28 protein-coding genes are annotated in these 24,661 nt (G+C 62.8%); 21 read left to right on the top strand and 7 right to left on the bottom strand.

Annotation, left to right across the window (positions count from 1 at the left end):
- Positions 1-94 precede the first annotated feature (94 nt).
- Positions 95-1,669 carry a S41 family peptidase gene (locus B0G82_RS04335; protein ID WP_121306744.1) on the bottom strand — a complete coding sequence of 525 codons (1,575 nt, stop codon included), beginning with the start codon at positions 1,667-1,669 and terminating at the stop codon, positions 95-97.
- Between the two features lie 303 nt (positions 1,670-1,972).
- Positions 1,973-2,719, bottom strand: coding sequence for a 2,3-diphosphoglycerate-dependent phosphoglycerate mutase (gpmA, locus tag B0G82_RS04330; protein WP_121306743.1), 747 nt, complete (start codon positions 2,717-2,719; stop codon positions 1,973-1,975).
- 138 nt (positions 2,720-2,857) lie between these two features.
- On the opposite strand from gpmA, the gene B0G82_RS04325 reads away from it, so the two are divergent.
- The 5 genes from B0G82_RS04325 to B0G82_RS04305 all read left to right on the top strand — a co-directional run bounded on the left by B0G82_RS04325 (position 2,858) and on the right by B0G82_RS04305 (position 5,831).
- Positions 2,858-3,283 carry a rhodanese-like domain-containing protein gene (locus tag B0G82_RS04325; RefSeq protein ID WP_012431601.1) on the top strand — a complete coding sequence of 142 codons (426 nt, stop codon included), beginning with the start codon at positions 2,858-2,860 and terminating at the stop codon, positions 3,281-3,283.
- Positions 3,280-3,543, top strand: a complete 264-nt coding sequence (gene grxC, locus B0G82_RS04320) for a glutaredoxin 3 (RefSeq protein WP_007179466.1) — start codon at positions 3,280-3,282, stop codon at positions 3,541-3,543. The genes B0G82_RS04325 and grxC overlap by 4 nt, the downstream gene beginning before the upstream one ends.
- Positions 3,544-3,694: 151 nt before the next feature.
- The gene (secB, locus tag B0G82_RS04315; RefSeq protein ID WP_106282308.1) at positions 3,695-4,165 is read left to right on the top strand and encodes a protein-export chaperone SecB; all 471 of its coding nucleotides are present in this window, start codon (positions 3,695-3,697) and stop codon (positions 4,163-4,165) included.
- A gap of 22 nt (positions 4,166-4,187) precedes the next feature.
- Complete coding sequence (locus B0G82_RS04310; protein ID WP_121306742.1) at positions 4,188-5,186, top strand: NAD(P)H-dependent glycerol-3-phosphate dehydrogenase; 999 nt, start codon at positions 4,188-4,190, stop codon at positions 5,184-5,186.
- A 96-nt stretch (positions 5,187-5,282) separates the two neighbouring features.
- Entirely contained in the window at positions 5,283-5,831 is a 549-nt protein-coding gene (locus B0G82_RS04305) for an O-acetyl-ADP-ribose deacetylase (RefSeq protein ID WP_121306741.1), read from the top strand.
- Here B0G82_RS04305 and trmL read toward each other — a convergent pair.
- Positions 5,804-6,274: a tRNA (uridine(34)/cytosine(34)/5-carboxymethylaminomethyluridine(34)-2'-O)-methyltransferase TrmL gene (gene trmL / locus B0G82_RS04300; protein ID WP_121306740.1), complete on the bottom strand. Its 471-nt coding sequence runs from the start codon at positions 6,272-6,274 to the stop codon at positions 5,804-5,806. The two genes, B0G82_RS04305 and trmL, sit on opposite strands and share 28 nt — an antisense overlap.
- 18 nt (positions 6,275-6,292) lie before the next feature.
- Complete coding sequence (locus tag B0G82_RS04295) at positions 6,293-6,994, bottom strand: ComF family protein (protein WP_116143085.1); 702 nt, start codon at positions 6,992-6,994, stop codon at positions 6,293-6,295.
- 168 nt (positions 6,995-7,162) lie between these two features.
- On the opposite strand from B0G82_RS04295, the gene B0G82_RS04290 reads away from it, so the two are divergent.
- The 8 genes from B0G82_RS04290 (at position 7,163) to B0G82_RS04260 (ending at position 14,436) form a co-directional block, all read left to right on the top strand.
- Positions 7,163-8,128 (top strand): methyltransferase domain-containing protein, encoded by a 966-nt coding sequence (locus tag B0G82_RS04290; RefSeq protein WP_121306739.1) that lies wholly within the window; start codon positions 7,163-7,165, stop codon positions 8,126-8,128.
- A gap of 312 nt (positions 8,129-8,440) precedes the next feature.
- Positions 8,441-8,914, top strand: coding sequence for a DUF2244 domain-containing protein (locus B0G82_RS04285; RefSeq protein ID WP_116143081.1), 474 nt, complete (start codon positions 8,441-8,443; stop codon positions 8,912-8,914).
- A 65-nt stretch (positions 8,915-8,979) separates the two neighbouring features.
- A complete protein-coding gene (coxB, locus tag B0G82_RS04280; protein WP_116143079.1) occupies positions 8,980-10,614 on the top strand; it encodes a cytochrome c oxidase subunit II in 1,635 nt (544 codons plus the stop codon).
- Positions 10,615-10,658: 44 nt separating this feature from the next.
- Positions 10,659-12,272: a cytochrome c oxidase subunit I gene (gene ctaD, locus B0G82_RS04275; RefSeq protein ID WP_116118885.1), complete on the top strand. Its 1,614-nt coding sequence runs from the start codon at positions 10,659-10,661 to the stop codon at positions 12,270-12,272.
- Between the two features lie 114 nt (positions 12,273-12,386).
- Positions 12,387-12,521, top strand: a complete 135-nt coding sequence (locus tag B0G82_RS40365) for a cytochrome oxidase small assembly protein (protein WP_097391202.1) — start codon at positions 12,387-12,389, stop codon at positions 12,519-12,521.
- A gap of 42 nt (positions 12,522-12,563) precedes the next feature.
- A complete protein-coding gene (locus B0G82_RS04270; RefSeq protein WP_106282187.1) occupies positions 12,564-13,202 on the top strand; it encodes a cytochrome c oxidase assembly protein in 639 nt (212 codons plus the stop codon).
- A gap of 35 nt (positions 13,203-13,237) precedes the next feature.
- Complete coding sequence (locus tag B0G82_RS04265; protein ID WP_091796857.1) at positions 13,238-13,447, top strand: DUF2970 domain-containing protein; 210 nt, start codon at positions 13,238-13,240, stop codon at positions 13,445-13,447.
- A gap of 131 nt (positions 13,448-13,578) precedes the next feature.
- On the top strand, positions 13,579-14,436 hold the full coding sequence (locus B0G82_RS04260) for a cytochrome c oxidase subunit 3 (protein WP_106282185.1): 858 nt from the start codon (positions 13,579-13,581) through the stop codon (positions 14,434-14,436).
- A gap of 182 nt (positions 14,437-14,618) precedes the next feature.
- Here the strand turns inward: B0G82_RS04260 and B0G82_RS04255 are convergent, their stop codons facing one another.
- Positions 14,619-14,828: a twin transmembrane helix small protein gene (locus B0G82_RS04255; RefSeq protein ID WP_007179452.1), complete on the bottom strand. Its 210-nt coding sequence runs from the start codon at positions 14,826-14,828 to the stop codon at positions 14,619-14,621.
- Positions 14,829-14,939: 111 nt separating this feature from the next.
- Between B0G82_RS04255 and B0G82_RS04250 the strand changes: the two genes are divergently transcribed.
- The 5 genes from B0G82_RS04250 (at position 14,940) to B0G82_RS04230 (ending at position 19,052) form a co-directional block, all read left to right on the top strand.
- Positions 14,940-15,656: an SURF1 family protein gene (locus tag B0G82_RS04250; RefSeq protein WP_116118887.1), complete on the top strand. Its 717-nt coding sequence runs from the start codon at positions 14,940-14,942 to the stop codon at positions 15,654-15,656.
- Positions 15,657-15,723: 67 nt separating this feature from the next.
- Complete coding sequence (locus B0G82_RS04245; RefSeq protein WP_121306738.1) at positions 15,724-16,386, top strand: cytochrome C oxidase subunit I; 663 nt, start codon at positions 15,724-15,726, stop codon at positions 16,384-16,386.
- 22 nt (positions 16,387-16,408) lie between these two features.
- A complete protein-coding gene (locus B0G82_RS04240; protein ID WP_121306737.1) occupies positions 16,409-17,518 on the top strand; it encodes a COX15/CtaA family protein in 1,110 nt (369 codons plus the stop codon).
- 6 nt (positions 17,519-17,524) lie between these two features.
- On the top strand, positions 17,525-18,430 hold the full coding sequence (gene cyoE, locus B0G82_RS04235) for a heme o synthase (protein ID WP_007179448.1): 906 nt from the start codon (positions 17,525-17,527) through the stop codon (positions 18,428-18,430).
- Between the two features lie 4 nt (positions 18,431-18,434).
- The gene (locus B0G82_RS04230; RefSeq protein ID WP_116143069.1) at positions 18,435-19,052 is read left to right on the top strand and encodes an SCO family protein; all 618 of its coding nucleotides are present in this window, start codon (positions 18,435-18,437) and stop codon (positions 19,050-19,052) included.
- A 67-nt stretch (positions 19,053-19,119) separates the two neighbouring features.
- Here B0G82_RS04230 and B0G82_RS04225 read toward each other — a convergent pair whose 3' ends face one another.
- Positions 19,120-19,410: a YciI family protein gene (locus tag B0G82_RS04225; protein WP_121306736.1), complete on the bottom strand. Its 291-nt coding sequence runs from the start codon at positions 19,408-19,410 to the stop codon at positions 19,120-19,122.
- Between the two features lie 258 nt (positions 19,411-19,668).
- On the opposite strand from B0G82_RS04225, the gene B0G82_RS04220 reads away from it, so the two are divergent.
- On the top strand, positions 19,669-21,546 hold the full coding sequence (locus B0G82_RS04220) for a methyl-accepting chemotaxis protein (protein ID WP_121306735.1): 1,878 nt from the start codon (positions 19,669-19,671) through the stop codon (positions 21,544-21,546).
- A gap of 249 nt (positions 21,547-21,795) precedes the next feature.
- The gene (locus tag B0G82_RS04215; protein WP_116143063.1) at positions 21,796-22,608 is read left to right on the top strand and encodes a MetQ/NlpA family ABC transporter substrate-binding protein; all 813 of its coding nucleotides are present in this window, start codon (positions 21,796-21,798) and stop codon (positions 22,606-22,608) included.
- A gap of 13 nt (positions 22,609-22,621) precedes the next feature.
- Here B0G82_RS04215 and B0G82_RS04210 read toward each other — a convergent pair whose 3' ends face one another.
- Positions 22,622-23,548 carry a helix-turn-helix domain-containing GNAT family N-acetyltransferase gene (locus B0G82_RS04210; RefSeq protein WP_121306734.1) on the bottom strand — a complete coding sequence of 309 codons (927 nt, stop codon included), beginning with the start codon at positions 23,546-23,548 and terminating at the stop codon, positions 22,622-22,624.
- Positions 23,549-23,920: 372 nt separating this feature from the next.
- Here B0G82_RS04210 and B0G82_RS04205 point away from each other — a divergent pair, with 372 nt between their 5' ends.
- A complete protein-coding gene (locus B0G82_RS04205) occupies positions 23,921-24,655 on the top strand; it encodes a GntR family transcriptional regulator (RefSeq protein ID WP_106282168.1) in 735 nt (244 codons plus the stop codon).
- Positions 24,656-24,661: the final 6 nt, after the last annotated feature.

The following is a 24,661-nucleotide window of genomic DNA, read 5'->3' as shown; positions in this document are numbered from 1 at the left end:
TAATCGCGCCGGGAGCGGGTGTTCTTGCTGATGCTGGGTATGGCAGCGTGTCTTCGCAGCACGTTTCGCTGCGAAGACACGACAGACTGGCTGCTTAGTTGCTTTGCGAAGCAGGCGCGGGGGCCGATGCACCCGGCACCGGTTGCGTCGGCTTCACCGCGACCGGCGCGGACGCCGACGCGGCCGGCTTGTTTTGCGCGAGACGGCGCTCGGTCAGCGACTTCGATTCCTGCACCGGCTTGCCTTCCAGCTTGTTCAGAGCCTGCTGCAGCATGAAGTCGTCGGCCGAACCGAATTCCACCGGCTTGCGCTCACGATCCTTCTGACGCTGTTCCGGCGTCTTCTTGTCGTTCTGCTCTTCAAGCTGGCGCAACTGGTCCATGCGCTCCTGTTCGCGCTGTTCCGCTTCCTTCTTCTCGTTCGGATCTTGCGTGTTCGCAAGGTGATTCGTGTAGTCGACTTCGCGGGTGACGAGTGCGTCGTCCGGATCGCCTTCCGCGTATTGATCGACCGCGACGTCAGGACGGATGCCCTTGTTCTGGATCGACCGGCCGCTCGGCGTGTAGTAGTACGCGGTGGTCAGACGAAGTGCGGTGTCAGCCGTCATGGGACGCACGGTCTGCACCGAACCCTTGCCGAAGGTGGTCTTGCCGACGATCAGCGCGCGATGCTGATCCTGCAGCGCGCCCGCGACGATTTCCGACGCCGACGCGGAGTACGCGTTGGTCAGCACGACCATCGGCACGGTCTTGAAGATCGGTGCTTCGTCCTTCAGCGGATCGCTGTCGAAGGATTGCAGGCGGTAGTTGTCGTAGGTGTCGCGATAGACCTGCTTCGAATCCGGAATCTGACCGTTGGTGGACACCACAACCGAATTTGGCGGCAGGAACGCGCCGGCCACGCCGACCGCGCTTTGCAGCAGGCCGCCGCCGTTATTGCGCAGGTCGAGCACGAGACCCTTCAGATTCGGCTGCTGACGCGCGATGTCCTGCAGCTTCGCAGCCAGGTCAGGCACGGTACGTTCCTGGAAGCTCGTGATCCGCACATAGGCGTAGCCCGGCGCAAGGATCTTCATCTTGACCGACTGGACCTTGATGATCGCGCGCGTGACCGTGAGCGGGAACGTGCGGTCGTCGGTCTTGCGGAAGATGGTGAGCGTGACCTTGGTGCCGGGGTCGCCGCGCATCTGCTTGACCGCCTGGTCGAGCGTCATGCCGCGCACGGGTTTGTCGTTGATACGCGTGATCAGGTCGCCCGGACGAATGCCGGCGCGGAACGCGGGCGTGTCTTCGATCGGCGAAATCACCTTGATCAGGCCGTCTTCCGACGAAATTTCGATGCCGAGGCCGGCGAAGCGACCTTTGGTCTGCTCCTGCAGTTCCTCGTAATCGGTCTTGTCGAGGTAGGACGAGTGTGGGTCGAGGCTCGACACCATGCCCTTGATGGCGGCGGTGAGAAGCTTTTTATCGTCGACCGGTTCGACGTATTCGTGCTTGATTTGCCCGAATACTTCGGCAAAGAGCCTGAGCTGATCCAGCGGCAGCGGTGCAACGGCGTTCGACGCTGCGCTGGCGGGTTGCTGGGCCGAAGCCGAGAGCTGCAGGGTGGCAAATACGCCGGTAGCAAGGCCCGCGGCAATCAGGCCGATATTTTTCAGGTTCTTTCGCATAGAGTCTGTTGCGGTCGGAAGCGCGTGGCAGCGTCGATAGAGATGGGGACGGACAAGTATAACTGCACACCCGCCAAGTCAGGGCGCGGCGCAGGCAATCGTGATTCGACAGCACGCGCCGGGCCTGGTTCGTTGGATTGCGCGCACAACGATGAAGTAATGTGCCGTAACGGATGGACGGCGGCCAGACCGGCGCGCTCGAATCAAGCGAGCCGCGCTGACCGGCTCGTCTTGCCCGTCGGCGCGACCGGTGAGCCGCCATTCACCGCGTTTCTGACGGCAACATGGCGGCGAGATGGCAGATCAGCCGGCCTTGCCTTGCTTGGCAACAGCGGCCTGCGCCTTGGCGATCGCTTCCTGGTCGCCCAGATAGTAGTGCTTGATGGGCTTCAGGTCTTCGTCGAGTTCATAGACGAGCGGCACGCCGTTCGGAATATTCAGGCCGACGATATCGTCGTCCGAAATGTTGTCGAGGTACTTCACCAGCGCTCGGATCGAATTGCCGTGGGCGGCGATCACGACCTTGCGGCCCGACTTGATGGCCGGCGCAATCGACTCGTTCCACAGGGGCAGAACGCGCGCGACGGTGTCTTTCAGGCATTCGGTGAGCGGCAGTTGCTCGCGCGGCACTTTGGCGTAGCGTGGGTCGTTATAGGGCGCACGTTCGTCCGTCGGCTCGAGCGCCGGCGGCGGCGTGTCGTAGCTGCGGCGCCAGACCAGCACCTGTTCGTCGCCGAACTTCGCGGCCGTTTCCGCCTTGTTCAGACCTGACAGCGCGCCGTAGTGGCGTTCATTCAGACGCCACGAATGCACCACCGGCAGGTACATCAGATCCATTTTGTCCTGCACGTGCCACAAGGTGCGGATCGCACGCTTGAGCACCGAGGTGTAGGCGATGTCGAACATGTAGCCCGAGTCCTTCAGCAGCACGCCCGCCTGTTGCGCCTCATTGTTGCCCTGTTCGGTGAGGTCGACGTCGACCCAGCCCGTGAAGCGGTTTTCCTTGTTCCACGTCGATTCGCCGTGGCGGATGAGAACGAGTTTGTACATGAGATTGCCGGTCGGTAGTGAGGAAGCGGGAAAGCGCTGCGCGCGGTCCTCTGAAGGAGCGCCGCCATCGCGTCAGACGGTTATTTTATAATGGCTGGATTGCCCTTTTCGATTTCTCTCTTTTTCGGCGGATTTTCCGTGAAGTTTTTCACTGATTACACAAACCTTGTACTGATCGCGATCGTCCTCATCTCCGGTGGGTTGCTGCTGTGGCCGACGATCAGCCGGCGCGGGCGCGGCGGCCTGTCGGCCGCTGAAGCCACGCAACTGATCAACCGGCGCAATGCGGCGGTCATCGATCTGCGTCCGTCCGCCGACTACGCCAAAGGGCATTTGCCCGCGGCGCGGCACCTTGAATTTGCAGAGTTGCAGGCGAAGGTCGCGCAACTCGTGAAGAACAAGAGCAACCCGGTGCTGCTGGTATGCCAGACCGGCCAGCAGTCGAACAAGGCAGCGCGTATCGTGCAGGATGCAGGTTACGCGGAAGTCCATGTTCTCGAAGGCGGTGTCGACGCCTGGCAGAAAGCCGGTATGCCGGTTGTGAAACAAGGAGCAGCCAAGTGAACAAAGTGATCATGTACAGCACCCAGGTGTGCCCGTATTGCCAGATGGCCGAACGTCTTTTAAAGTCGCGCGGCGTCGAGCACGTTGAAAAGGTACTGATCGACAAAGACCCGGCCCGTCGTGAGGAAATGATGACCCGGACCGGTCGCCGCACGGTGCCGCAAGTGTTCATCGGCGAGACGCATGTGGGCGGGTACGATGACCTTTCCGCGCTCGATCGCGCGGGCGGTCTGATGCCGCTGCTCGAAGCAACCGCCTGACTTCGCGCGCCCGCGGGCGCGTGAGAAGGGCGGGTGAACACTAAACCGGCGCGGCCTCGCCTCATCAGGGCGGGCGGCGCGCCGCAATGATCTGGCGGCCCATGCTTGCATGGGCCGCCAGTATGCATATCTATCAGGGAATCACTTCATCATGTCCGACGAGAATAACCAGCCGTTCTTCAACATCCAGCGCATCTATCTGAAGGACATGTCGCTCGAGCAGCCGAATTCGCCGGGCATCTTCCTCGAACAGGAAATGCCCTCGGTCGAAGTCGAAGTCGACGTGAAGGCTGAGCGCCTCGCCGACACCGTGTTCGAAATCCTCGTCACGGGCACGGTCACGGCCAAGGTTGCGGACAAGGTGGCGTTCCTGATCGAAGCCAAGCAAGCGGGCATTTTCGACATCCGCAACATTCCGGCTGAGCAGATCGATCCGCTCGTCGGCATTGCCTGCCCGACCATCCTGTTCCCGTACCTGCGCTCGAACATCGCCGACGCGATCACCCGCGCCGGTTTCCCGCCGATCCACCTCGCCGAGATCAACTTCCAGGCGCTGTACGAGCAACGTCTCGCGCAGATGGGTGGCCAGGACGGCGCGGCGCAGAACGGCGTCACGCACTAACGTGTCGCAGGCAGTGCCGGCTATGAAGGTTGCTGTCCTCGGCGCCGGCGCATGGGGCACAGCCCTCGCCGGCCATCTGGCCGTCAGGCACGACACGGTGTTGTGGGGGCGCGAGCCCGCGCTCATGGCCGAGCTCTCCGCTTCGCACGAAAACGCCCGCTATCTGGCGGGCGTTGCTTTGCCGCCTTCGCTTCGCTATGAAGCCGATCTGAACGCAGCGCTCGACCATGCGCTCGCCGACGACGCGTTATGCGTCGTGGCGACGCCCGTGGCCGGACTGCGCGGTCTGTTTCAGGCGATGCGCGACGCGGGCAAAGTGCCGGCCCATGTGGTGTGGTTGTGCAAAGGTTTCGAAGCCGATTCGCAACTGATGCCGCATCAGGTGGTCGCGGCCGAATTGCCGGGACATGGCAGCAACGGCGTGCTGTCCGGCCCGAGCTTCGCGCGCGAAGTCGGGCAGGGCTTGCCGGTCGCGCTGACCATCGCGAGTGCGTCGGCGGCGTGCCGCGAGCGCACGGTCGCCGCGTTTCATCACGGCGCCATGCGCATCTATACCGGCGACGACGTCGTCGGTGTGGAAGTGGGCGGTGCGGTGAAAAACGTGCTGGCCATTGCAACGGGCATTGCCGACGGCCTCGGCCTCGGTCTGAATGCACGCGCGGCGCTGATCACGCGCGGTCTCGCCGAAATGTCGCGCCTCGGCGTGACGCTGGGCGGACGCGCGGAAACGTTCACCGGTTTGACCGGCCTGGGCGATCTGATCCTGACCGCAACCGGCGATCTGTCACGCAATCGCACCGTCGGCGTGCAACTCGCCGCGGGCCGCACGCTGGAGGATATTCTCGGCGCCCTCGGTCACGTGGCCGAAGGCGTGCGTTGCGCGCAAGCCGTGCTCGCGATTGCTCGCGCGCATGGCATCGAGATGCCGATCACGCAGGCGGTCTGCGCCGTGCTGTTCGACGGCGTGGCGCCGCGCGACGCCGTCAGCGCCCTGCTGCGGCGCGACTCCAAAGCCGAATAAGCCTTGTCTTTCAGCCGTTTAGCGCGCCAAAGCGCTGAACGGCTGCCTGCTCGCGCTGTCCACGTTTTATCGACGCTTCGGATCAGCGAGGTTCCCATGCTCAGATTCAATCGTTGCACGCTGGAGGCACGCGTGGTCGACATCACCACGCTCGCCGTGGATGCGATCGTCAACGCCGCGAATACGTCGTTATTGGGCGGAGGCGGCGTGGATGGCGCGATTCATCGCGCGGCCGGCAAAGAGTTGCTGCGCGAGTGCGAGGCGCTCGGCGGCTGCGCGACCGGCGACGCGAAGCTGACCGCCGGCTACCGCCTGCCGGCCAGACATGTGATTCACGCAGTCGGCCCGGTCTGGCGTGGCGGGACGCATGGCGAAGCCGACCTGCTGGCGTCCTGCTATCAGCGCTCGCTCGAGGTGGCGCGCGAGGCGCAGTGCAAGAGCATTGCGTTTCCCGCGATCAGTTGCGGTATCTACCATTTCCCCGCTGATCAGGCGGTGCGGATCGCGGTCGGCACGGTGCTCGACACGTTGCCGCGCACGCCGCAAATGGAACAGGTGGTGTTCGCCTGTTTCGACGACGCCATGTTCGCGCGCTACGAAGCCGAATTGAAACGCCGTCAGGCGCCGCCGTCGAAGCCGGTCTGACGCCACGCTTCGAACACAACAATCGCAACGGTATTCGACAGATTCAGGCTGCGGTTGCCTGGCCGCATGGGCAGGCGCACGCGTTGCTCATTGGCGAACTGGTCGAGCACCAAGTCGGGCAGGCCGCGCGTTTCGGCGCCGAACACGAACCAGTCGCCGGACTGGAAGGCGTGCTCGTGAAAGCGGCCCGAACCGCGCGTGGTGAAGGCGAACATGCGCGCCGGGTCCGGCGCTTCCCTGGCGATGAACGCCGCCCAATCCGCATGCACGTTCATTTGCGCGTACTCGTGATAGTCGAGGCCGGCGCGGCGCAACTTGGCGTCGTCGAGCGGAAAGCCGAGCGGTTCGATCAGATGCAGCCGAGCGCCGGTGTTGGCGCACAGGCGGATCACGTTGCCGGTGTTCGGCGGAATTTCCGGTTCTACGAGAACGACATTGAACATGGTGAGCTCAGGTGGAGACTAGTTTTTCGGCGTGCGCAGCGCGACGAAGTTGGTGACCCGCCGAGCGCCGGCTGCCTTCAGCGTGCGCGCCAGCGCTTCGAGCGTGGCGCCGGTCGTCATCACATCGTCGACGATGCCGACGTGCAGGCCTTGGACAGATCCAGCGACCTTGAAGGCGCGGCCTACGTTCAGGCGGCGGGCGTCGAGATCGAGCCTGGACTGCGGCGCGGTGTGAATCACGCGATCCAGCAAGGTGGCGTCGCTGCGTAACTTCAGCGCCCGGGCCAGCGGCCTGGCGATCTGCCAAGCCTGGTTATAGCCGCGCTCGGTGAGCCGTTTTCTGGCCAGCGGCACGGGCGCGATCACGTCCGGCCATTCGGCGTGGTCCTGCCAGGAATCCTCCGCAAGACGCGCGAGCCGTTGTGCGAACTCGCGCGCCAGCATCAGCCGCGCGCGAAATTTCAGGCCGACCGCGAGCGTATCCAGCGGCGCCCGATAGTCGGCGAGGGCGAAGGTCGCGTCGAACGGTGGCGGCTCGCCGATGCAATCCGCGCAGCGATATTGCGCGTAAGCCGCCCATCGCGAATGGGATAACGGCACTGCGCAGACGGTGCAGCGCAAGCGGCTTTCGTTCCAGTAGGCGTCGTCGCAACCGGGGCACAGCGTCGTATGCGACAAATTGCCGCATAACGCGCAGAGATTCGGCAACGCCGCGTGCATGACGCGCGGCCAGGCTGAACGAAAGCCGCTCGCGAAGCGCGCGAATCTGCCGCCGGAAAATGATGAAATGGGTCGGAATGACACGGTGGAACCGCCCGCGAAGGCCCTTCACGCTGAATGGAAAGAAGCGAGCGAGTATACTTCGTGCTCCACGCCAGCACGACACCCATGTCCCCAACTTCCGCTCAAACTGGCCGTCCGGCCTATGATTCCCGGCGCCTCCGGCGGATCTTCGACCGTCGCGCAGCGACTTTCGACGAGGTCGCGTTCCTGCCGCGCGAGATCGCGCAACGTATGCGCGAGCGTCTCGACTTCATCAAGGTCATGCCGGCGAGCGTGCTTGACGCCGGCTGCGGCGCGGGCGAAGACATTCCCGCTCTGCGCGAGCGCTTTCCCGAAGCGCCGGTGTTCGGCTCCGACCTCTCGCACGGCATGCTCACGCGCGCGCTCCAGCACGATTCCGGCGACACGAGCTGGCGGCGCTTTTTGCCGGCATCGCTCGGCAAGGCGCTTGGCGCCCGCGGTCCGCGCTTCGCCCAAGCCGACTTTTCGGCGCTGCCGTTCGCGGCCGGCGCCTTCGAATTCATCTGGTCCAATCTGGCGCTCCACTGGCACTCGCGGCCCGATCTCGTGTTTCCCGAGTGGCAGCGCGTGCTGAAAGTCAACGGCCTGTTGATGTTCAGCACGCTCGGTCCCGACTCGCTCAAGGAATTGCGCGGCGCCTATGCCGAAGTCGAGGCCGCGCATGGCGTCCCCTCGCGCAAGCATGTGATCGACTTCGTCGACATGCACGATCTCGGCGACATGTTGGTCGAAAGCGGCTTCGAAATCCCCGTGATGGACCAGGAAGTCCTCACCATTACCTATAAGTCGCCGCAGTCGCTGCTCGCCGACGTGCGCCGCTGGGGCGCCTATCCATTCGAGCGCGAAGCGTCGTCGAGCGCCGCGGCGCGCCGGCTGCACAAGGCTTTGCTCGCGGCCCTCGAAGCCCGCCGGCGCGCCGACGGCACGATCGCGCTGACCTTCGAAGTGATCTACGGACACGCATGGAAAGCCGTGCCGCGTACCACGGCCGAGGGTCACGGCATCGTGCGAATCGAGGACATTGGACGAGGTTCGTCGAGGAATCGTTGAAGAATTGCCGGGGCGGTAAAGACGACATCTGTTATGTCTGAAATTACCGCTTCAAAAGACGCGCAAAAGGTGCGTCAAAACGGCGCGGAGGCTTGTCGCGCGTGGCTTGTGGGCCAATGGGGGCTTGCTTGTGGATGCTATGGATCGCGCCTATAATGCGTCAGTTTGTCGCCCGGAGTTCCCACATTTGGGGCGGCAGGCCCGAGGCACAGGGCAGCAAGATAAGATAGCGCGGCGGTGATCGAACGGCCGGAATAATGGCTGCGAAGATTGGCGCTGGCGGCGATTGGAGACAATCGGCGGGAGGCAGCGATGGAAGCATCAGATCTGCTGGCGGATTCAGAACCGGTTCTGAAAGACTGGACGATGAAACGCAACTGTTCGATATCGCCGCGGCAGTTCGTGTATTTCTACGTGTCGCTAGCGTTGTTCTCGTTGGCAATTGCTTTCATGCTGGTTCTGGTCGGCGCCTGGCTGGTGTTGCCGTTCACCGGTATCGAATTGCTGGCGGTGGGCATCGCGTTTGCCATATATGCGCGTCATGCTGTGGATTACGAGCGCATCCGGTTGTTTCAGAACCGGCTCGTCATCGAGCAGGTCAGCGCCGAGCAACTCACGCAGTTCGAGTTCAATCCGCGCTGGGTGCGGATCGAGGCGGGCGCAACACCGCGTGACCAGATCAAACTGGTCTCGCGCGGGCAGACGATCATGATCGGGCAACATCTCGCGCAGTATCGGCGCGCGCAGTTCGCAGGCGAACTGCGTATGTGGCTCACGCGTTGTTAATGCGATGAGTCGCGCGGCGTTCACGGGGAGCGCGAGGCAACCTGCCAGCGGGGTCGAGGGTTTGAATGGAAAATTTGGGTAAGGAAGCTATGAAAACAATCAAGCGAGCCCTCATGGGCGTGCTGGCGATGAGCGGTCTGCTTTTCGCCGGTGCGGCCCTGGCAGTGGGCGATGTTCCGGGCGGCCCCGCCGTCAACGAGATCAATCTCCAGCCGCCTGCGACCAAGATCGCTGAGGAGCTCTTCAGCCTCCACATGTTCATGCTGGTTCTTTGCCTGGTCATCTTCGTCGGCGTGTTCGGCGTGATGTTCTATTCGATCTTTGCTCACCGCAAATCGAAAGGCCACAAAGCTTCCAACTTCCACGAAAGCACTACCGTCGAAATCATCTGGACGATCGTGCCGTTCATCATCGTCGTGCTGATGGCGCTGCCCGCCACCAAGACGGTGGTCGCGATGAAAGACACCACCAACGCCGACGTCACCATCAAGGTCACCGGCTACCAGTGGAAATGGGGCTACGACTACGTGAAGGGCCCGGGCGAAGGCATCAACTTTCTGTCCACGCTGGCCACGCCACGTGCGGAAACGGATGGCCGCGAGCCGATTTCCACCACGTATCTGCAGGAAGTCGACAATCCGCTGGTCGTCCCGGTCGACAAGAAAATCCGCATCATCACCACCGCGAACGACGTGGTCCACTCCTGGTACGTGCCGGCTTTCGGCGTGAAGCAGGATGCGATCCCGGGCTTCGTGCGCGACACGTGGTTCAAGGCTGACAAGGTCGGCACGTTCCGCGGCTTCTGTACGGAACTGTGCGGCAAGGAACACGCGTTCATGCCGGTGGTGGTCGAAGTGCTCTCCGCCGACGACTACGCGAAGTGGGTCGACACGCAGAAGAAGAAAATGGCCGCTGGCCAGGACGATCCCAACAAGACGTACACGATGGCCGAGCTGATGGAGCGCGGCGGCAAGGTCTATGCGGCGAACTGCGCGGTCTGCCACCAGCCGACCGGCAAGGGTGCAGGCGCATTCCCGGCGCTCGACGGCAGCAAGATCGCCAACGGCGCGATCGCCGAGCACGTCAGCCTGGTGCTGAAGGGCAAGAATGCGATGCCCTCGTGGGCGCCTACGCTGAACGACGTCGAGATCGCTTCGGTGGTCACGTACGAACGTAACTCGTGGGGCAACCACACCGGCGACATTCTCCAGCCGAAGCAAGTGGCCGACGCCCGCAACGGCAAGCTGCCGGAAGGCGGCAACCATCTGGCCGACGCAGGCGCGGCAGCGAGCGGCGCAGCGGCAGCATCCGGCGCCTCGGGCGCGGAAGCGGCAACAGCGTCGGCACCGGCAGCGGCCGGTTCGGACAGCGCGGCAACGCAAGCGGCACTCCCGGCGAGCATCTACTTCGACACCGGCAAGAGCACGCTGCCGGCCGACGCGAAAGCGGCAGTCGACGCAGCCGCAGCCTACGCAAAAGCGCATCCGGATGCGAAATTCACGCTGTCGGGCTTCACCGACGCCACCGGTTCCGCCGACCTCAACGCGAAACTCGCGAAGAGCCGTGCCGAAGCCGTGCGCGACGCGTTGAAAGCAGCCGGCATTGCCGAAGACCATATTATTTTGAAGAAGCCGGAAACGATCACGGGCGGCAGCGACGCGAAAGAAGCCCGGCGTGTTCAGATCAGCCCGGCTGTCTGACGTGTTCATGGTCAGCACCGCAGTATTCGCTTTAGGAGATTGTCATGTCTAGCATCGGACACGATGTAGTCGCAGGCCACGAACACGTGCACGGCGACCATGCCCACGAAACGCCGCATGGCTGGCGCCGTTGGCTGTTCGCAACCAATCACAAGGACATCGGTACGCTGTACCTGATCTTCTCGTTCACCATGTTCCTCTCCGGGGGCGTGATGGCGCTGATGATTCGTGCCGAACTGTTCGAGCCGGGCTTGCAGATCATGCGTCCCGAGTTCTTCAACCAGTTGACCACCATGCATGGCCTGATCATGGTGTTCGGCGCGATCATGCCGGCCTTCGTCGGCTTCGCGAACTGGATGGTGCCGCTGCAGATCGGCGCATCGGACATGGCATTCGCCCGCATGAACAACTTCAGCTTCTGGCTTCTGCCGGTGGCGGCTGTTCTGCTGGTCGGTTCGTTCTTCGCGCCAGGCGGCGCGACCGCTGCGGGCTGGACGCTGTACGCGCCGCTCTCCACGCAGATGGGCCCGGGCATGGACTTCGCGATTTTCGCGGTCCACTTGATGGGTGCTTCGTCGATCATGGGCGGGATCAACATCGTCGTGACGATCCTGAACATGCGCGCACCCGGCCTCACGCTGATGAAAATGCCGATGTTCGTCTGGACGTGGCTGATCACCGCCTACCTGCTGATCGCCGTGATGCCGGTGCTGGCGGGCGCGATCACCATGGTGCTGTTCGACCGTCACTTCGGCACGTCGTTCTTCAACGCGGCAGGCGGCGGCGACCCGGTCATGTACCAGCACATCTTCTGGTTCTTCGGGCACCCCGAGGTGTACATCATGATCTTGCCGGCGTTCGGGATCGTGTCGCAGGTGATTCCGGCGTTCTCGCGCAAGCCGCTGTTCGGCTATAGCTCGATGGTGTACGCAACGTCGTCGATCGCGATTCTGTCGTTCATGGTCTGGGCGCACCACATGTTCGCCACCGGCATGCCGGTGACGGGCCAGCTGTTCTTCATGTACGCCACCATGCTGATCGCCGTGCCGACGGGCGTGAAGGTGTTCAACTGGGTCGCGACGATGTGGCGCGGTTCGCTGAGCTTCGAAACGCCTATGCTGTTCGCGGTCGGCTTCCTGATCGTGTTCACGTTCGGTGGCCTGTCGGGTCTGATGCTGGCAATGGCCCCGCTCGACATCCAGTATCACGGAACTTATTTCGTGGTCGCGCACTTCCACTACGTGCTGGTGGCGGGCTCGCTTTTCGCGCTGTTCTCCGGCTGGTACTACTGGGCGCCGAAGTGGACCGGCTGGATGTACAACGAGACGCGCGGCAAGATCCACTTCTGGGCGTCGCTGTTCTTCTTCAACCTCGCGTTCCTGCCGATGCACTTCGTCGGTCTCGCAGGCATGCCGCGTCGTTATGCTGACTACCCGGCACAGTTCACGGACTGGAACCAGGTCATCTCGATCGGTGCGTTCGGCTTTGGTCTGGCGCAGGTCTACTTCCTGTTCGCGGTTGCACTGCCGGCCTACCGTGGCGGCGGCGAACTCGAAAAAGCTGGCGACAAGCCGTGGGACGGCGCAACGGGCCTCGAATGGACCGTGCCGAGCCCGGCTCCGTTCCACACGTTCGAAAACCCGCCGACCGTCGAGTAATCGACGCACGGTGAGATTGCCGGCTCGGGTGGCGCAGCAGTTCGCTACCGGAGCTGGCGGTCAGGAAAGTCGTGGCGGCATCCGTAGTCACGAAAAGTATTCAAAAAGTCGAGCATGACGCGCAATCCTCAAGAAAGACGTACGCCCGAGCAGATTCGCGCGGGCAACCGGCGGATCGGTTTCGTGATGTTCGTGATCGCCGCGGTCTTTTTCGCGAGCGTCATCATTCATCAGAAGTGGTTCACCTGACCGGGTAGTTCGAGTCAGTTTGCAGGCTTGTTGAGGATTGAGATGTCGACGCAACCGCCGGCTCAGGCCGACCGCTCTTTTAACCGTTCGATGCTGATCAAGCTGTTCGTCGTCGCGTTGATGATGTTCGGTTTCGGTTTCGCGCTGGTGCCGATGTATCGGGCGATCTGCCAGATCACCGGCATCAACAACCTTGTGCAGCGTGATGCCACGGTGCGCGAGGCGAAGAATACGCAGGTGGACACGAGCCGCACGATTTCGATCGAATTCGATGCGAACGCGCGCGGCCCGCTGGGTTTCAAACCGGAGCAGCGCAGTCTCGACGTGCATCCAGGCGAAGTGACGACGGTGATGTACGAGGTGAGCAACGAACAGGCGCGCACGATTCAGGCGCAAGCCATTCCGAGCTACGCGCCGAAGCAGGCCACCGAGTACTTCAAGAAGATCGAGTGTTTTTGCTTTACGCAGCAAACTTTGACGGCGAATCAGACCAGGCGGATGCCGGTGGTATTCGTGGTCGATCCGAAGTTGCCGAAGGACGTGAAAACGATCACGTTGTCGTACACGTTCTTTGAATTGAATACGCCGGCAGCGGCGACGGCCGGAAGTGCGGCGCCCACAGCCAATACGGCAACAGGCGCGGATAAAAGCGCGGCAGCCACGGCAGCCAATCCTGCCTGACGGTTCGCGCCGCCGGCGAAGGAAAGAGAAACGAGATGAGCGATAACGGCGGCAGCCCGCGCAAAAGCAGTTTTGGCCAGTCGATGCGTGCGGTGTTCTGGTCGTTTTTCGGGGTGCGCAAGCGTCGCGATCTGGAGGCGGACGCCACGCAGCTGAACCCGCTGCACGTGATCGCGGCAGCATTGATCTGCGCGGCCATTTTTATCGTGGCGCTGATTCTGATCGTGCGCGCCGTAGTAGGTTGAAGCGCCAGACGCACGCGTAGAATCGGGCAAAGCAGCGCCCGGAAATTAGAGCGAAGCGGTGCGGTATCGACGCGCCGCCGAAGATACAGCCGGAGCTTCCGGAACAACTGGACTGAAGTGGAGAATCAAGAATGAGCGGTCAAAACGAGAGCCCGTACTATTTCGTACCGCATCCGTCGCGGCATCCGATCAGCGCCGCTGCTGGGTTGCTGGTCATGCTCGGATCGCTTGCGGCCTGGATCAACGAACACGACTGGGCGCCGATCGGCGTTGTGGCCGGTCTGTTGTGGCTGCTCTTTACGCTGTGGCACTGGTTCGGCGACGCGATCGCCGAGTCGGAAGGCGGCATGTACGGCAAGAACGTCGACAAGTCGTATCGCTGGAGCATGAGCTGGTTCATTTTCTCCGAAGTGATGTTCTTCGGTGCATTCTTCGGCGCGCTGTTCTATGCGCGTGAAATCGCGCTGCATCAACTGGGCAGCCTCGATTACAAGCTGATCTGGCCGGACTTCTCGGCGGTGTGGCCGAACAACGGTCCGGCAGCGCTGGTCTCGACCTTCAAGTCGATGCAACCGTGGCCGGTGCCGACCATCAACACGGCGTTGCTGCTTTCCTCGGGCGCGACGCTGACGGTCTCGCACCACGCGCTGCGTGAAGATCATCGCAAGAAGGCGATCATCTGGCTGGCCGCAACGCTCGTGCTTGGCGTCTGCTTCCTGTTCCTGCAAGGCTTCGAATATTTCCACGCGTACAACGAACTGAATCTGACGCTGAATTCGGGCGTGTACGGTTCGACGTTCTTCCTGCTGACCGGCTTCCACGGCTTCCACGTGTTTCTCGGCGGTACGATGTTGGCCGTTGTGCTGGCGCGTATGATTCGCGGGCACTTCACGGCAGAGCATCACTTCGCGTTCGAAGGCGCGGCCTGGTATTGGCACTTTGTGGACGTCGTGTGGCTCGGACTGTACGTCGTCGTGTACTGGCTGTAACGCAGTCTCGCCTGCACCGACCGAGAACCTCGGAATGCGTGCAGGCCGTTCGCGCTGGATTCTTCAGGGCGCGGCGTACGAGAAACAACGCAAGACAGCAGTACGTGAGACTTACGCAGCGCCGCCCTCGACCCTGTCAGGGCGGCGTTTTGTTTGGCGGCGTGGAGATTTTTCCGCCGGGCTCAGCGCCCGTAAGGAATACCGGTCGACTGAATCCAGCCCATCCAGTGAGCAAAGAGGATGAACAGGAACAGCGAGATCGACAGGCCCACCCGCGTGGCGAGCGACCAGACCATCCGCTTGGTTTTGCCCTTGTCATGCATCATGAAATACAGCGCCGACACCATGCTGGCGATGATCAGGACGAAGGCGATGGGAACGAGAATGTGCATGGAACCAGCTGAAACCGGAAAGCGCAGAGGCAAGATGTTTATTATCGCACCGCGCGCGTGCGTTTGCCGGTCGTTCCCTGTTGCGCCGCACGCGGCTGATGAGCGTGCGCGATGAAGTTTCGCCTCGTTCCCGTGCTGCTGATTCTGCTGGTGATGGTGGTAACGGTGCGGCTGGGTTTCTGGCAGCGCGACCGCGCGCATCAAAAGGAAGCGCTCGAAGCGCAAATCACGCAGTTCGAGAATGCGCCCGCGCAACCGGTGAGCGGCGCACCGGTTCAGTTGAAGGACATCGAGTTTCATCGCGTGAAGGCGCGTGGCAGTTTCGTCGCGGACAAGGTCGTCTACCTCGATAATCGTCCGTATAACGACCAGCCGGGCTTTTACGTCGTGATGCCTTTTAAACTGGCCGGCGGCGGTTACGTGCTGGTCAATCGTGGCTGGTTGCCGCGCAATATGAATAATCGCGAAACCATCGCGCCGTATACGACGCCGCAAGGCGAAATTGAAATCGAAGGCATTGCCCGTGCCGACGCTTCGCGCGCGTACGAGTTGGGGCACGGCGGCTCGGCTGAGCATCAACTGATCCGCCAGAATCTGGATGTCGCCGCGTACGCTGCGGAAACCGGGCTGCCGCTGCAATCGTTCGTGATTCAGCAGTTGAGCGACGACGGCGACAAGCTGGTGCGCGATTGGCCCGCGCCGACTGAAGGCGTCGAGCGCAACTACGGCTACATGTTCCAGTGGTGGGGCATGGCGGCCGCCGCGCTGGTCTTCGGCCTGTATGCCGCGCGCCGCGCCGCGAAGAAAGAGCACGCGCCGGGCGCGTAATGCAGCACATGCGGCTTGTGGCCCAGGTTCGAGCCGCAAGCCGCGCAATCATTGAAAGAGGTCCGTAGTGTCGACGCAATCTCCCCGTTCGCCGCAAGCCGGCAAACCCGCAGCACCCCGCGCCGTACCCGGCCAACCCAACGGCAAAGGCTCGTGGCAACGCGGCCGGTGGATGCTGCTGCTGGTGGCGATCATCTGCGGCGCACCGATAGCAGTGTCGTATTTCATGTACTACGTGATCAAGCCGGCCGGCGGCACCTCGAGCTACGGCACGCTAGTCGAACCGCAACGTCCGATCCCCGATTCGCTGACGGTCACCGGCGAGGACGGCAAGCCCGTCAAGTTCGCCACGCTGCGCGGCCACTGGCTGATGATTTCCGTCGACAACAGCGCGTGCGACAAAGCGTGCGTCACCAAGCTCTACTTCATGCGACAAATCCGCGCAGCTCAGGGCCCGGAGCGCGAGCGCGTCGTGGAAGTGTGGCTACGCACCGATGCAGGCAACGTGTCTGACGTGATACAAAAGGCGTATCCCGACACCGACATGATGATTGCCGATCCGGCGCAGGTGTCCGCGTGGCTGCCCACGGACAACGGCACTAAAGTCACCGAGCACATCTACCTGGTCGATCCGAACGGCAATCTGATGATGCGTTTTCCGAAAGATCCGAATCCCAGCAAGATCAAAGGCGACCTGACCAAGCTGCTCAAATGGTCGCGCATCGGCTGATGCCGCAATATAGGTAAGAGAGATGTTCGTACTGCAACTGGCTCTGATCGGCTTGTGTATCGCGTTGTTGCCGCTGTCCTACGTATGGGTCAAGGCAGACGACAACAAATTCCGCAAGCTGGTCTGGCTCACCACCTTTCTCACGCTTGACCTGGTGATGTTCGGCGGCTTCACGCGGCTCACCGATTCCGGGCTCGGCTGTCCGGACTGGCCGGGCTGTTACGGCACCTCGTCGCCGTTTATCGCGCATGCGGCGATCACGGCCGCTCATCAGGCGATGCCCACCGGACCGGTCAGCATGACGAAGGCCTGGATCGAAATGATCCACCGTTACTTCGCGATGGCGATCGGCGTGCTGATCATCGCGCAGACCGTGATCGCGTGGACGGCGCGCATCAAGCGGCGTCCGCTGCATGTGTCACCGTGGTGGCCGACCTCGTTGCTGCTGCTGATTCTGGTGCAAGGCGCGTTCGGCGCCTGGACCGTGACGATGAAGCTGCAACCGATCATCGTGACCACTCACTTGCTGCTCGGTCTCGCGTTGCTGGGCACGCTCGGCTGGCTGGCCGCGCGGCAAACGCCGTTGCCAGCCTACGAGCCTGAAGCGGCGCGCTGGCGCGCGGCGGCGATTGCGGGTCTGGTGCTGCTGATCGCGCAAATCGCTTTGGGCGGCTGGGTCAGCACCAACTACGCGGTGCTCGCGTGCACGGATTTCCCGACCTGCAACGGCCAATGGGTCCCGCCGATGGACTTCACGCACGGCTTCCACCTGTGGCGCGCGCTCGGCATGACCGGCGACGGCGACATGATCACGCAGGATGCGCTGGTGGCGATTCATTGGACCCACCGCACATTCGCCATCGTCGTGGTCGCGTACCTGGTGTGGTTCGCGCTGAAACTGCGCCGCTTCGAGTCGCTGCGGCGCCCCGCCAACGGCGTGCTGCTGGTGGTGCTGATCCAGTTCATCACCGGGCTGTCGAACATCGTTCTGCAATGGCCGTTGCCCATTGCGGTCGCGCATAACGGCGGGGCTGCGATCCTGCTGCTTCTGCTCGTTATGTTAAACTTTCGGATCGCTTATAGCCGTCCCGGCCGCGCCGTGCTCCCTGCGCGCGATGCCGCGCCAGCGTGACTCCACATGGACAGCACAACACTCTCCCAAACGCCCGGTAGCCGGGTCTCCCAGTACATCGCCCTGACGAAGCCGCGCGTCACGCAACTCGCCGTGTTCTGCGCCGTCATCGGCATGTTCCTGTCGACGCCCGGCATGGTGCCCTGGACTCCGCTGATCGGCGGCACCGTCGGCATCTGGTTGCTGGCCGGCGCGGCGTTCGCCATCAATTGCCTCGTCGAGCAGAAGATCGACGCCAAGATGCGCCGCACTTCGTGGCGGCCGTCCGCGCGCGGCGAAATCACCACCGCGCAGATTCTGCTGTTCTCGGCCGTGCTCGGCGGCCTCGGCATGTGGACGCTCTATACGTTCGCCAATCCGCTCACCATGTGGCTCACGCTGGCCACGTTCGTGGGCTATGCAGTCATCTATACGCTGCTGCTCAAGCCTGCCACGCCGCAGAATATCGTGATCGGCGGTGCCTCGGGCGCCATGCCGCCGGCGCTTGGCTGGGCCGCGGTCACCGGTCATGTGCCGGGCGACGCGTGGATCCTGGTGCTGATCATCTTCGTGTGGACGCCACCGCATTTCTGGGCGCTCGCGCTGTATCGCCGCAAAGACTACGAAAACGCCGGCCTGCCGATGCTGCCGAACACGCACGGCGAGAAGTACACGCGTCTGCATATTCTGCTGTACACGGTGATCCTGTTCGCGGTCACCATGATGCCGTTCATCTCCGGCATGAGCGGCGTGGTGTATCTCGCCGCCGCCGTGCTGCTGGGTGCCGTGTTCCTTGCCTATGCGTGGAAGATCTATCGCGAGTACTCGGACGATCTGGCGCGCAAGACCTTCCGTTATTCGATCGTCTATCTCTCGCTGCTGTTCGCCGCGCTGCTGATCGACCACTATGCGCGCGTCCTGATCGGCGCGTAAGACCATGCTCAATATCCGCTTCGCGCGCACGGCGCGTGCTGCTGTGATCGCTTGCGCGTTCGGTGCCGCGTTGCTGATAGCAGGCTGCGGCAAGCAGCCGCCGGCGTTCCAGAATCTCGATATCACCGGTAATACCCAGTTCGGCAGCGACTTCTCGCTACCCGATACGGGCGGCCATGTCCGCACTTTGGCGGACTACAAGGGCAAGGTGGTGGTGCTGTTCTTCGGCTACACACACTGCCCGGACGTTTGCCCGACCACCATGGCCGAGCTCTCGCAAGCGTTGCAGCAGCTCGGCCCGGAAGACGCGAAGCGCGTGCAGGTATTGTTCGTCACCGTCGATCCGGAGCGCGATACACCGGCTCTGCTCGCGCAATACGTGCCAGCATTCAACCCGACGTTCGTCGGCTTGCGTCCGGCCGATCAGGCGCAACTCACCAAGATCACGAAGGACTTCCGCGTCTACTACGCGAAGGTGCCGGGCAAGACGCCTGACAGCTACACGATGGACCACACGGCCGCGAGCTATGTGTTCGACACAGACGGCAAGCTGCGTCTGTTCGCGCGTGATGGCCAGGGCGCGACGCCGTGGGTGCACGACATCAAGCTGCTGCTCGACTGACGCGCATAGCCGTAAGGGCGCGTGTCGTATCGCGCGCCCGTTTTCACATCTCTTCTCTTTCCAACGCTCAAGCCGGAATCGGCAGATTCAACCCCGGCGCGAGCCGCGTCGCCTTGAGTTCCGTCACCTCATAGCGCGCGAGCTTCTGCTGCGCGAACGGGTCGCTAGCAAGAATCTCGTCCAGCTTCTCGCGCTCGACGCGCACCGCCAGAATGATGCCGCCGTTGCGCGGCACTTTCGGTCCTGCGGCGACGAACACGCCTGCGTCGAACTGTTGCGTCAGAAACGCGCGGTGCGCTTCCAGCGCGTCGTCGACGCGTTCGAGCGGTGCGGTGTAGATAAGGTCGATGACGTACATGGGCGTGGTTCTCTCTGCAAGGGAATGAGCCGCATCGAGCATGCGGCCGCAGTCTCCAATTATCGTGCAGAGACCGTTCCGATGCGTGCATTCAATCCGCACGCATGCCGCGCGTCGCGCCCGCCGGCCTCCTCGCAGCGTCTCTCAAGTTGCCCGTTTGTGATGCCGTTATATCGATAGCAATCGTTTGCGCGCGATATGCAATCGCACTCTTGCGACTGCGAACGGAACATGAATCACACGAGAGAGACCACAACAATGAGCAGGATGAGTTTGAACCGCAAACTATGGCTGTCGCTCGCGCTCGTCTGGCTGGGGCTGCTGGGGGTCGGGCTGTGGAGCGCGGTCGAAACGCGCAGCATGATGCTGGCCGAGCGCAAGGCGGGCATGGTGAATCTGGTCGATGCCGCGCAAGGTATCGTGAACGGTTATTACGCGCTCTCGCAGAGCGGCAAGCTGAGCGAAGCCGACGCACAGCGCGAAGCGCTCGCCCGTCTTGCGACCATGCGCTACGGCGAATCCGGCTACCTGTTCGTGATGGATTCGCAGCCCGTCGTGCTGATGCATCCCACGCTGCCGCAGATGACCGGCAAGCCGGTCGGCGACTTCAAGGATCCGGACGGCAAGCTCTTGTACGTGGCAATCGTCGACGCGGCCAAGGCGAGTGGCCGCGGTTTCGCGGAGTATCGCGGACGCCTGCCGCACAGCGAAACGGCGGTGCCGAAAATCAGCTACGTGGTGCGTTTCGCGCCGTGGGACTGGAACATCACGAGCGGCGTGTTCATCAAGGACATCGATACGGTGTACTACGTGACGCTGCTCGGCCACCTGGCCGTGGTGCTGGTGATCGGCGCGATCATCTCGCTGGCGATGCTGCTGATTATCCGCAATGTGCGCGCGAGCCTCGGCGGCGAGCCCGATCAGGCGACGCGACTCGCGGCGAGTATCGCGCAAGGCGACCTGACGCAGGTGGTCGCCGTTCGTCCGCAGGACAAGACCAGCATGATGGCAGCCATGCATGACATGCAGAACCGCTTGCAGCAGACCATCGGCGAGATTCGTCGCTCGGCGGAATCCATTGCGTCGGCGACGCAGCAGATCGCGGCCGGCAACGGCGATCTCTCACAGCGCACCGAGCAGCAGGCGGCTTCGTTGCAGGAGACCGCGGCGAGCATGGAAGAACTCACCGCAACGGTCAAGCAGAACGCCGACAACGCGCGGCAAGCAAGCGGACTCGCGCACAACGCGTCCGAAATCGCGACGCGCGGCAACGACGTGGTAAGCCGTGTGATCGGCACGATGGGCGAGATCAACGATAGCTCGCGGCAGATCGCGGACATCATCGGCGTGATCGAAGGCATTGCGTTTCAGACCAACATTCTTGCGTTGAACGCAGCCGTCGAAGCGGCGCGCGCCGGTGAGCAAGGCCGCGGTTTCGCGGTCGTCGCGGGCGAGGTGCGCAACCTCGCGCAGCGCTCGGGGACGGCGGCCAAGGAGATCAAGCAGTTGATCGGCGCGTCGGTCGAACGTGTGCACAACGGTTCGACACTGGTGCAGCAGGCCGGCACGACGATGGGCGAAATTCTGCAGGCCGTGCGGCGTGTCACTGACATCATGGGCGAGATCGCGGCGGCATCCGAAGAGCAGAGCAGCGGCATTGCCCAGGTCGGCCGCGCCGTCACGCAAATGGACGAAGTGACGCAGCAGAACGCGGCGCTGGTCGAGCAGGCGGCGGCCGCGGCGGCTTCGTTGCAGGATCAGGCGGGGCGTTTGCGCGAGACAGTGAACGCGTTTCGCGTGAATGGCGCTGAAGGGGGCGCACCTGGTTCGGCGGTCGTCGCGGCGCGGAGAGTGACTGCGACGGTGGCGGCGGCAAGGGGCGCGGCGCCGCATGCAACCGCAACCGCAGCGCGCGAAATCGGCACGACGTCGCACTCTGCGTCGGCATCGCCGCATGCGGAGCCGAAATTGTCGGCACCCAACAGGACGTCCGCCACGTCGGCCTTGGCATCGACCCGAGCGTCGGCTTCGTCCGCGCGTATTACGAGCGCCAAGCCTGTCGTGGTGACCACGCCGCGCGCATCCACCGAGGCAGTAAGAGCCACCGCGCCAGACGACGACTGGACCACCTTCTGACTCCCCGCTGCATCGACCGCGTGCCTCTCACATGCACGCGGTTCCCGCCGCTCAAGGCGCATAACCATATGCGATCGTGATATTTCCCATCTCGCCGGGACTATGAGACCATTTCAGGTCCAGTTGACGGCGCAGGGCCACACGCCATGTTGCCGCCGGCTTCCACCCGAATCTGACACCGATCAGAAATCGATGCGCCATTAATCAAGTCATCGATCAAGCCGTCGATTAGAAACAAGCGAGAATCACATGCAGCGCAGAAACATCCTCAAAGCCCTCTCGGCAGTCGTCGCCACTACGGCAATCTTCACCAGCTTCGGCGCGCACGCCGACGACAAAGTCATCAAGGTCGGCACCATCGGCGGCCCGGACGCGCAGATCTGGGAAGTCGTCACCAAGGTGGCGAAGCGCGAAGGTCTGAACGTGAAGGTCGTCGAATTCAACGACTACGTGCAGCCGAACGCCGCGCTCGACGCAGGCGACCTCGATGCGAACAGCTTCCAGCACCAGCCGTACCTCGATAGCCAGATCAAGCAGCGCGGCTACAAGATCGTCAGCGCCGGCCTCACGTACATCTCGCCGCTCGGTATCTATTCGAAGAAGCTGAAGTCGCTGAAGGATCTGCCGCAAGGCGCGAAGGTCGCAGTGCCGAACGATCCGTCGAACGAAAATCGCGCGCTGCTGTTGCTGCAAACGCAAGGCGTGATCAAGCTGAAGACCGGCGCGGGCACGAACGGCAACAACGCGACGCCGCTCGACGTCGCCGACAATCCGAAGAAGATCAAGCTGGTCGAACTCGACGCCGCGCAACTGCCGCGCTCGCTGTCGGACGTCGACGCCGCCGCGATCAACACGAACTTTGCGCTCGCCGCCGGCCTGCAACCGACCAAAGATGCGATCGCGCTCGAAGACGTGCATAGCCCGTACGCGAACCTGATCGCCGTGCGCACGCAAGATAAGGACAAGCCGTGGGTCAAGAAGCTGGTTGCCGCTTACCAGTCGGAAGACGTGCGCCAGTTCATCAAGACGCAGTTCAAAGGTTCGGTGGTGCCGTCGTTCTAAGCAGCGGCGTTTGCTACAGGCCTAATTCCCATCGCTCGACCGTCAGGTCCTTGCCGAAACGGCGCTCAGCCGCCGTGCCGGCAAGCCTGAACCCGGCGCGCTCGCACAGGCGGCGCGGTTGTTCGAGCGAGGCGGCCGTGGTCAGCGTGAGCTTCGTATAGCCCGCGCGCTTCGCAAAGCGCACGCATTCGTTCAGCAACTGCGTGCCGATCCCCAAACGCTGCACATCCGGCTCGACCCACAGGAGCCGCACGCCCGCCACCGTCGTCGATACGCCGACGATGCACACCGAGCCGACCACCATCCCGTCCTGATCGGCGACCCAGCACATCTCCCGCAGCGGATCATTGCGTTGCGTGTAATCGGCGACGACCCGCGCGAGCAATCCCTCGAACGACGGATCCCAGTTGTATTGCGCGGCGAACCATTGCGCCTGCCGATGCACGAGCCAGCCGCATTCACCCGCACGCGGCTGACGGAGCACCACGAGTTCGTGACTGGGTTTGTCGCCGAGCAGCCGCTCGATGAGCTTCATCGCGGCGATCAACTGATCCTGGGAGAGGGCCGTGAGGCCGGAAAGCAAGGTCGACACTTCTTCGATCGCCGCGCTGTCGAGCGGGGCATACGCGGCATGGCCACTGTCCGTGAGCGCGATCAGCGACTGGCGCGCATCCGTCTCGGACGGTCGGCGCGTGATCAGATCGCGTCGTTCGAAGCTCGTCAGCAGACGGCTGAGGTAACCGCTGTCGAGACCGAGAGAACGCCCGAGCACCGAGGCCGTTTGCGCGCATCCGCGGGACAGCTCGTGCAGTACGCGCACTTCGGTCAGTGAGAACGCGCTTTTTGCCAGATGCTCATGCAGCGCGCCAATGTGTCGGGTATAGAAGCGGTTGAAATGGCGGACGGCCTGAGCACGCCGCAGCGTCTCGGAATCTGTCAAATGCGGCTCCCAGGGGAATTTTTATAGCTTGCTACTCAGCACTATATTGGAACGCACCCCTTTACAGAAGCCACGCCGACAAAGGCCTGACCGGCACTGGTATTAAAAAGGTATCGATCGCCTCGGGGATGTCAGCGCGCTGAAACCCTGTTTCAGCCAGTTAGCAGGCTTTCTGAAGCTCCATGCGGGTAAATCCTGGGCTCCAAAAAACCCTCTCCGGCGCCTCCGCACGCCCCTCTAAGCCTTATTCAGCAAGGCTTTGCACCGGATCGTACCGGCATGGAACCAGTTGGTTGACTGGTATTATGTTGGTTATATAATGGGCTCTCATTTTTCGTAGGCCTACCTTTTCGCGAAGGCCGCCGGAGCCCCATGGAAACTCGCTGGTCCGCACTGATGCCTGACGCCCGCAACGTCACGCCGCTCTATTTGCAGCTCGCGCGCAATCTTGCGACGGCGATCCACTGCGGCGTGTGGTCGGCGGGTGAGGCGCTGCCCTCGGAGCGCACGCTCTCGGACGCGATCGGCGTGTCGCGTATCACGGCGCGCAAGGCGATTGAGTTGCTGGTCGAACAAGGTTTGATCCGGCGCGCTCGCGGCGCGGGCAGCTTCATCACACCGCGCGTCGAAGATCCGCTTTCGCGGCTCACCGGCTTCACCAAGAAGATGCAGCAACGCGGTTTCCGGCCGGATTCGGTGTGGCTCGAGCGCGATATCCGCGCCGCCAATCGCGACGAACTGGTGCACCTCGGGTTGTCGCCCGGCGCGGCGGTGACGAGTCTGCGGCGCCTGCGGCGCGCGGACGGCATTGTCATGGCGGTCGAGCATTCGGCGCTGCCGTCGGCGATCGTGCCCGATCCGCATGCCGTCGGCGATTCGCTTTACAGCTATCTCGAACAACGCGGAGCCGCCGTGGTGCGCGCGTTGCAGCACTTCCGCGCGGTCAACGCGTCGAGCGAGATCGCTTCGCTGATGGATATCGAACCGCGCTCGGCGCTGCTGGTCATTACCCGTATCGGCTATAGCGCCGATCAGCGCGCAATCGAGTTGACCGACACCTATTGCCGCGATGACTACTACGACTTCGTCGCTGAATTGCGCACCTGAGCTGAC

Origin of the sequence: Paraburkholderia sp. BL17N1 (assembly GCF_003634175.1) — a bacterium.
Classification (GTDB): Bacteria; Pseudomonadota; Gammaproteobacteria; order Burkholderiales; family Burkholderiaceae; genus Paraburkholderia.
This window is presented reverse-complemented; position numbering and strand designations above follow the sequence as displayed.

Coding starts and splice junctions, on each gene's coding strand:
- B0G82_RS04310 (WP_121306742.1), top strand. CDS start 4,188: ATGAAGGTTGCTGTCCTCGGCGCCGGCGCATGGGGCACAGCCCTCGCC.
- B0G82_RS04265 (WP_091796857.1), top strand. CDS start 13,238: ATGAGCGATAACGGCGGCAGCCCGCGCAAAAGCAGTTTTGGCCAGTCG.
- B0G82_RS04290 (WP_121306739.1), top strand. CDS start 7,163: ATGTCCCCAACTTCCGCTCAAACTGGCCGTCCGGCCTATGATTCCCGG.
- gpmA (WP_121306743.1), bottom strand. CDS start 2,719: ATGTACAAACTCGTTCTCATCCGCCACGGCGAATCGACGTGGAACAAG.
- B0G82_RS04205 (WP_106282168.1), top strand. CDS start 23,921: ATGGAAACTCGCTGGTCCGCACTGATGCCTGACGCCCGCAACGTCACG.
- B0G82_RS04270 (WP_106282187.1), top strand. CDS start 12,564: ATGTCGACGCAACCGCCGGCTCAGGCCGACCGCTCTTTTAACCGTTCG.
- trmL (WP_121306740.1), bottom strand. CDS start 6,274: ATGTTCAATGTCGTTCTCGTAGAACCGGAAATTCCGCCGAACACCGGC.
- B0G82_RS04305 (WP_121306741.1), top strand. CDS start 5,283: ATGCTCAGATTCAATCGTTGCACGCTGGAGGCACGCGTGGTCGACATC.
- B0G82_RS04240 (WP_121306737.1), top strand. CDS start 16,409: ATGTTCGTACTGCAACTGGCTCTGATCGGCTTGTGTATCGCGTTGTTG.
- B0G82_RS04295 (WP_116143085.1), bottom strand. CDS start 6,994: ATGCACGCGGCGTTGCCGAATCTCTGCGCGTTATGCGGCAATTTGTCG.
- B0G82_RS04215 (WP_116143063.1), top strand. CDS start 21,796: ATGCAGCGCAGAAACATCCTCAAAGCCCTCTCGGCAGTCGTCGCCACT.
- coxB (WP_116143079.1), top strand. CDS start 8,980: ATGGAAAATTTGGGTAAGGAAGCTATGAAAACAATCAAGCGAGCCCTC.
- B0G82_RS04255 (WP_007179452.1), bottom strand. CDS start 14,828: ATGCACATTCTCGTTCCCATCGCCTTCGTCCTGATCATCGCCAGCATG.
- B0G82_RS04250 (WP_116118887.1), top strand. CDS start 14,940: ATGAAGTTTCGCCTCGTTCCCGTGCTGCTGATTCTGCTGGTGATGGTG.
- B0G82_RS04335 (WP_121306744.1), bottom strand. CDS start 1,669: ATGCGAAAGAACCTGAAAAATATCGGCCTGATTGCCGCGGGCCTTGCT.
- B0G82_RS04230 (WP_116143069.1), top strand. CDS start 18,435: ATGCTCAATATCCGCTTCGCGCGCACGGCGCGTGCTGCTGTGATCGCT.
- B0G82_RS04220 (WP_121306735.1), top strand. CDS start 19,669: ATGAGCAGGATGAGTTTGAACCGCAAACTATGGCTGTCGCTCGCGCTC.
- B0G82_RS04260 (WP_106282185.1), top strand. CDS start 13,579: ATGAGCGGTCAAAACGAGAGCCCGTACTATTTCGTACCGCATCCGTCG.
- B0G82_RS40365 (WP_097391202.1), top strand. CDS start 12,387: ATGACGCGCAATCCTCAAGAAAGACGTACGCCCGAGCAGATTCGCGCG.
- B0G82_RS04225 (WP_121306736.1), bottom strand. CDS start 19,410: ATGTACGTCATCGACCTTATCTACACCGCACCGCTCGAACGCGTCGAC.
- ctaD (WP_116118885.1), top strand. CDS start 10,659: ATGTCTAGCATCGGACACGATGTAGTCGCAGGCCACGAACACGTGCAC.
- cyoE (WP_007179448.1), top strand. CDS start 17,525: ATGGACAGCACAACACTCTCCCAAACGCCCGGTAGCCGGGTCTCCCAG.
- secB (WP_106282308.1), top strand. CDS start 3,695: ATGTCCGACGAGAATAACCAGCCGTTCTTCAACATCCAGCGCATCTAT.
- B0G82_RS04285 (WP_116143081.1), top strand. CDS start 8,441: ATGGAAGCATCAGATCTGCTGGCGGATTCAGAACCGGTTCTGAAAGAC.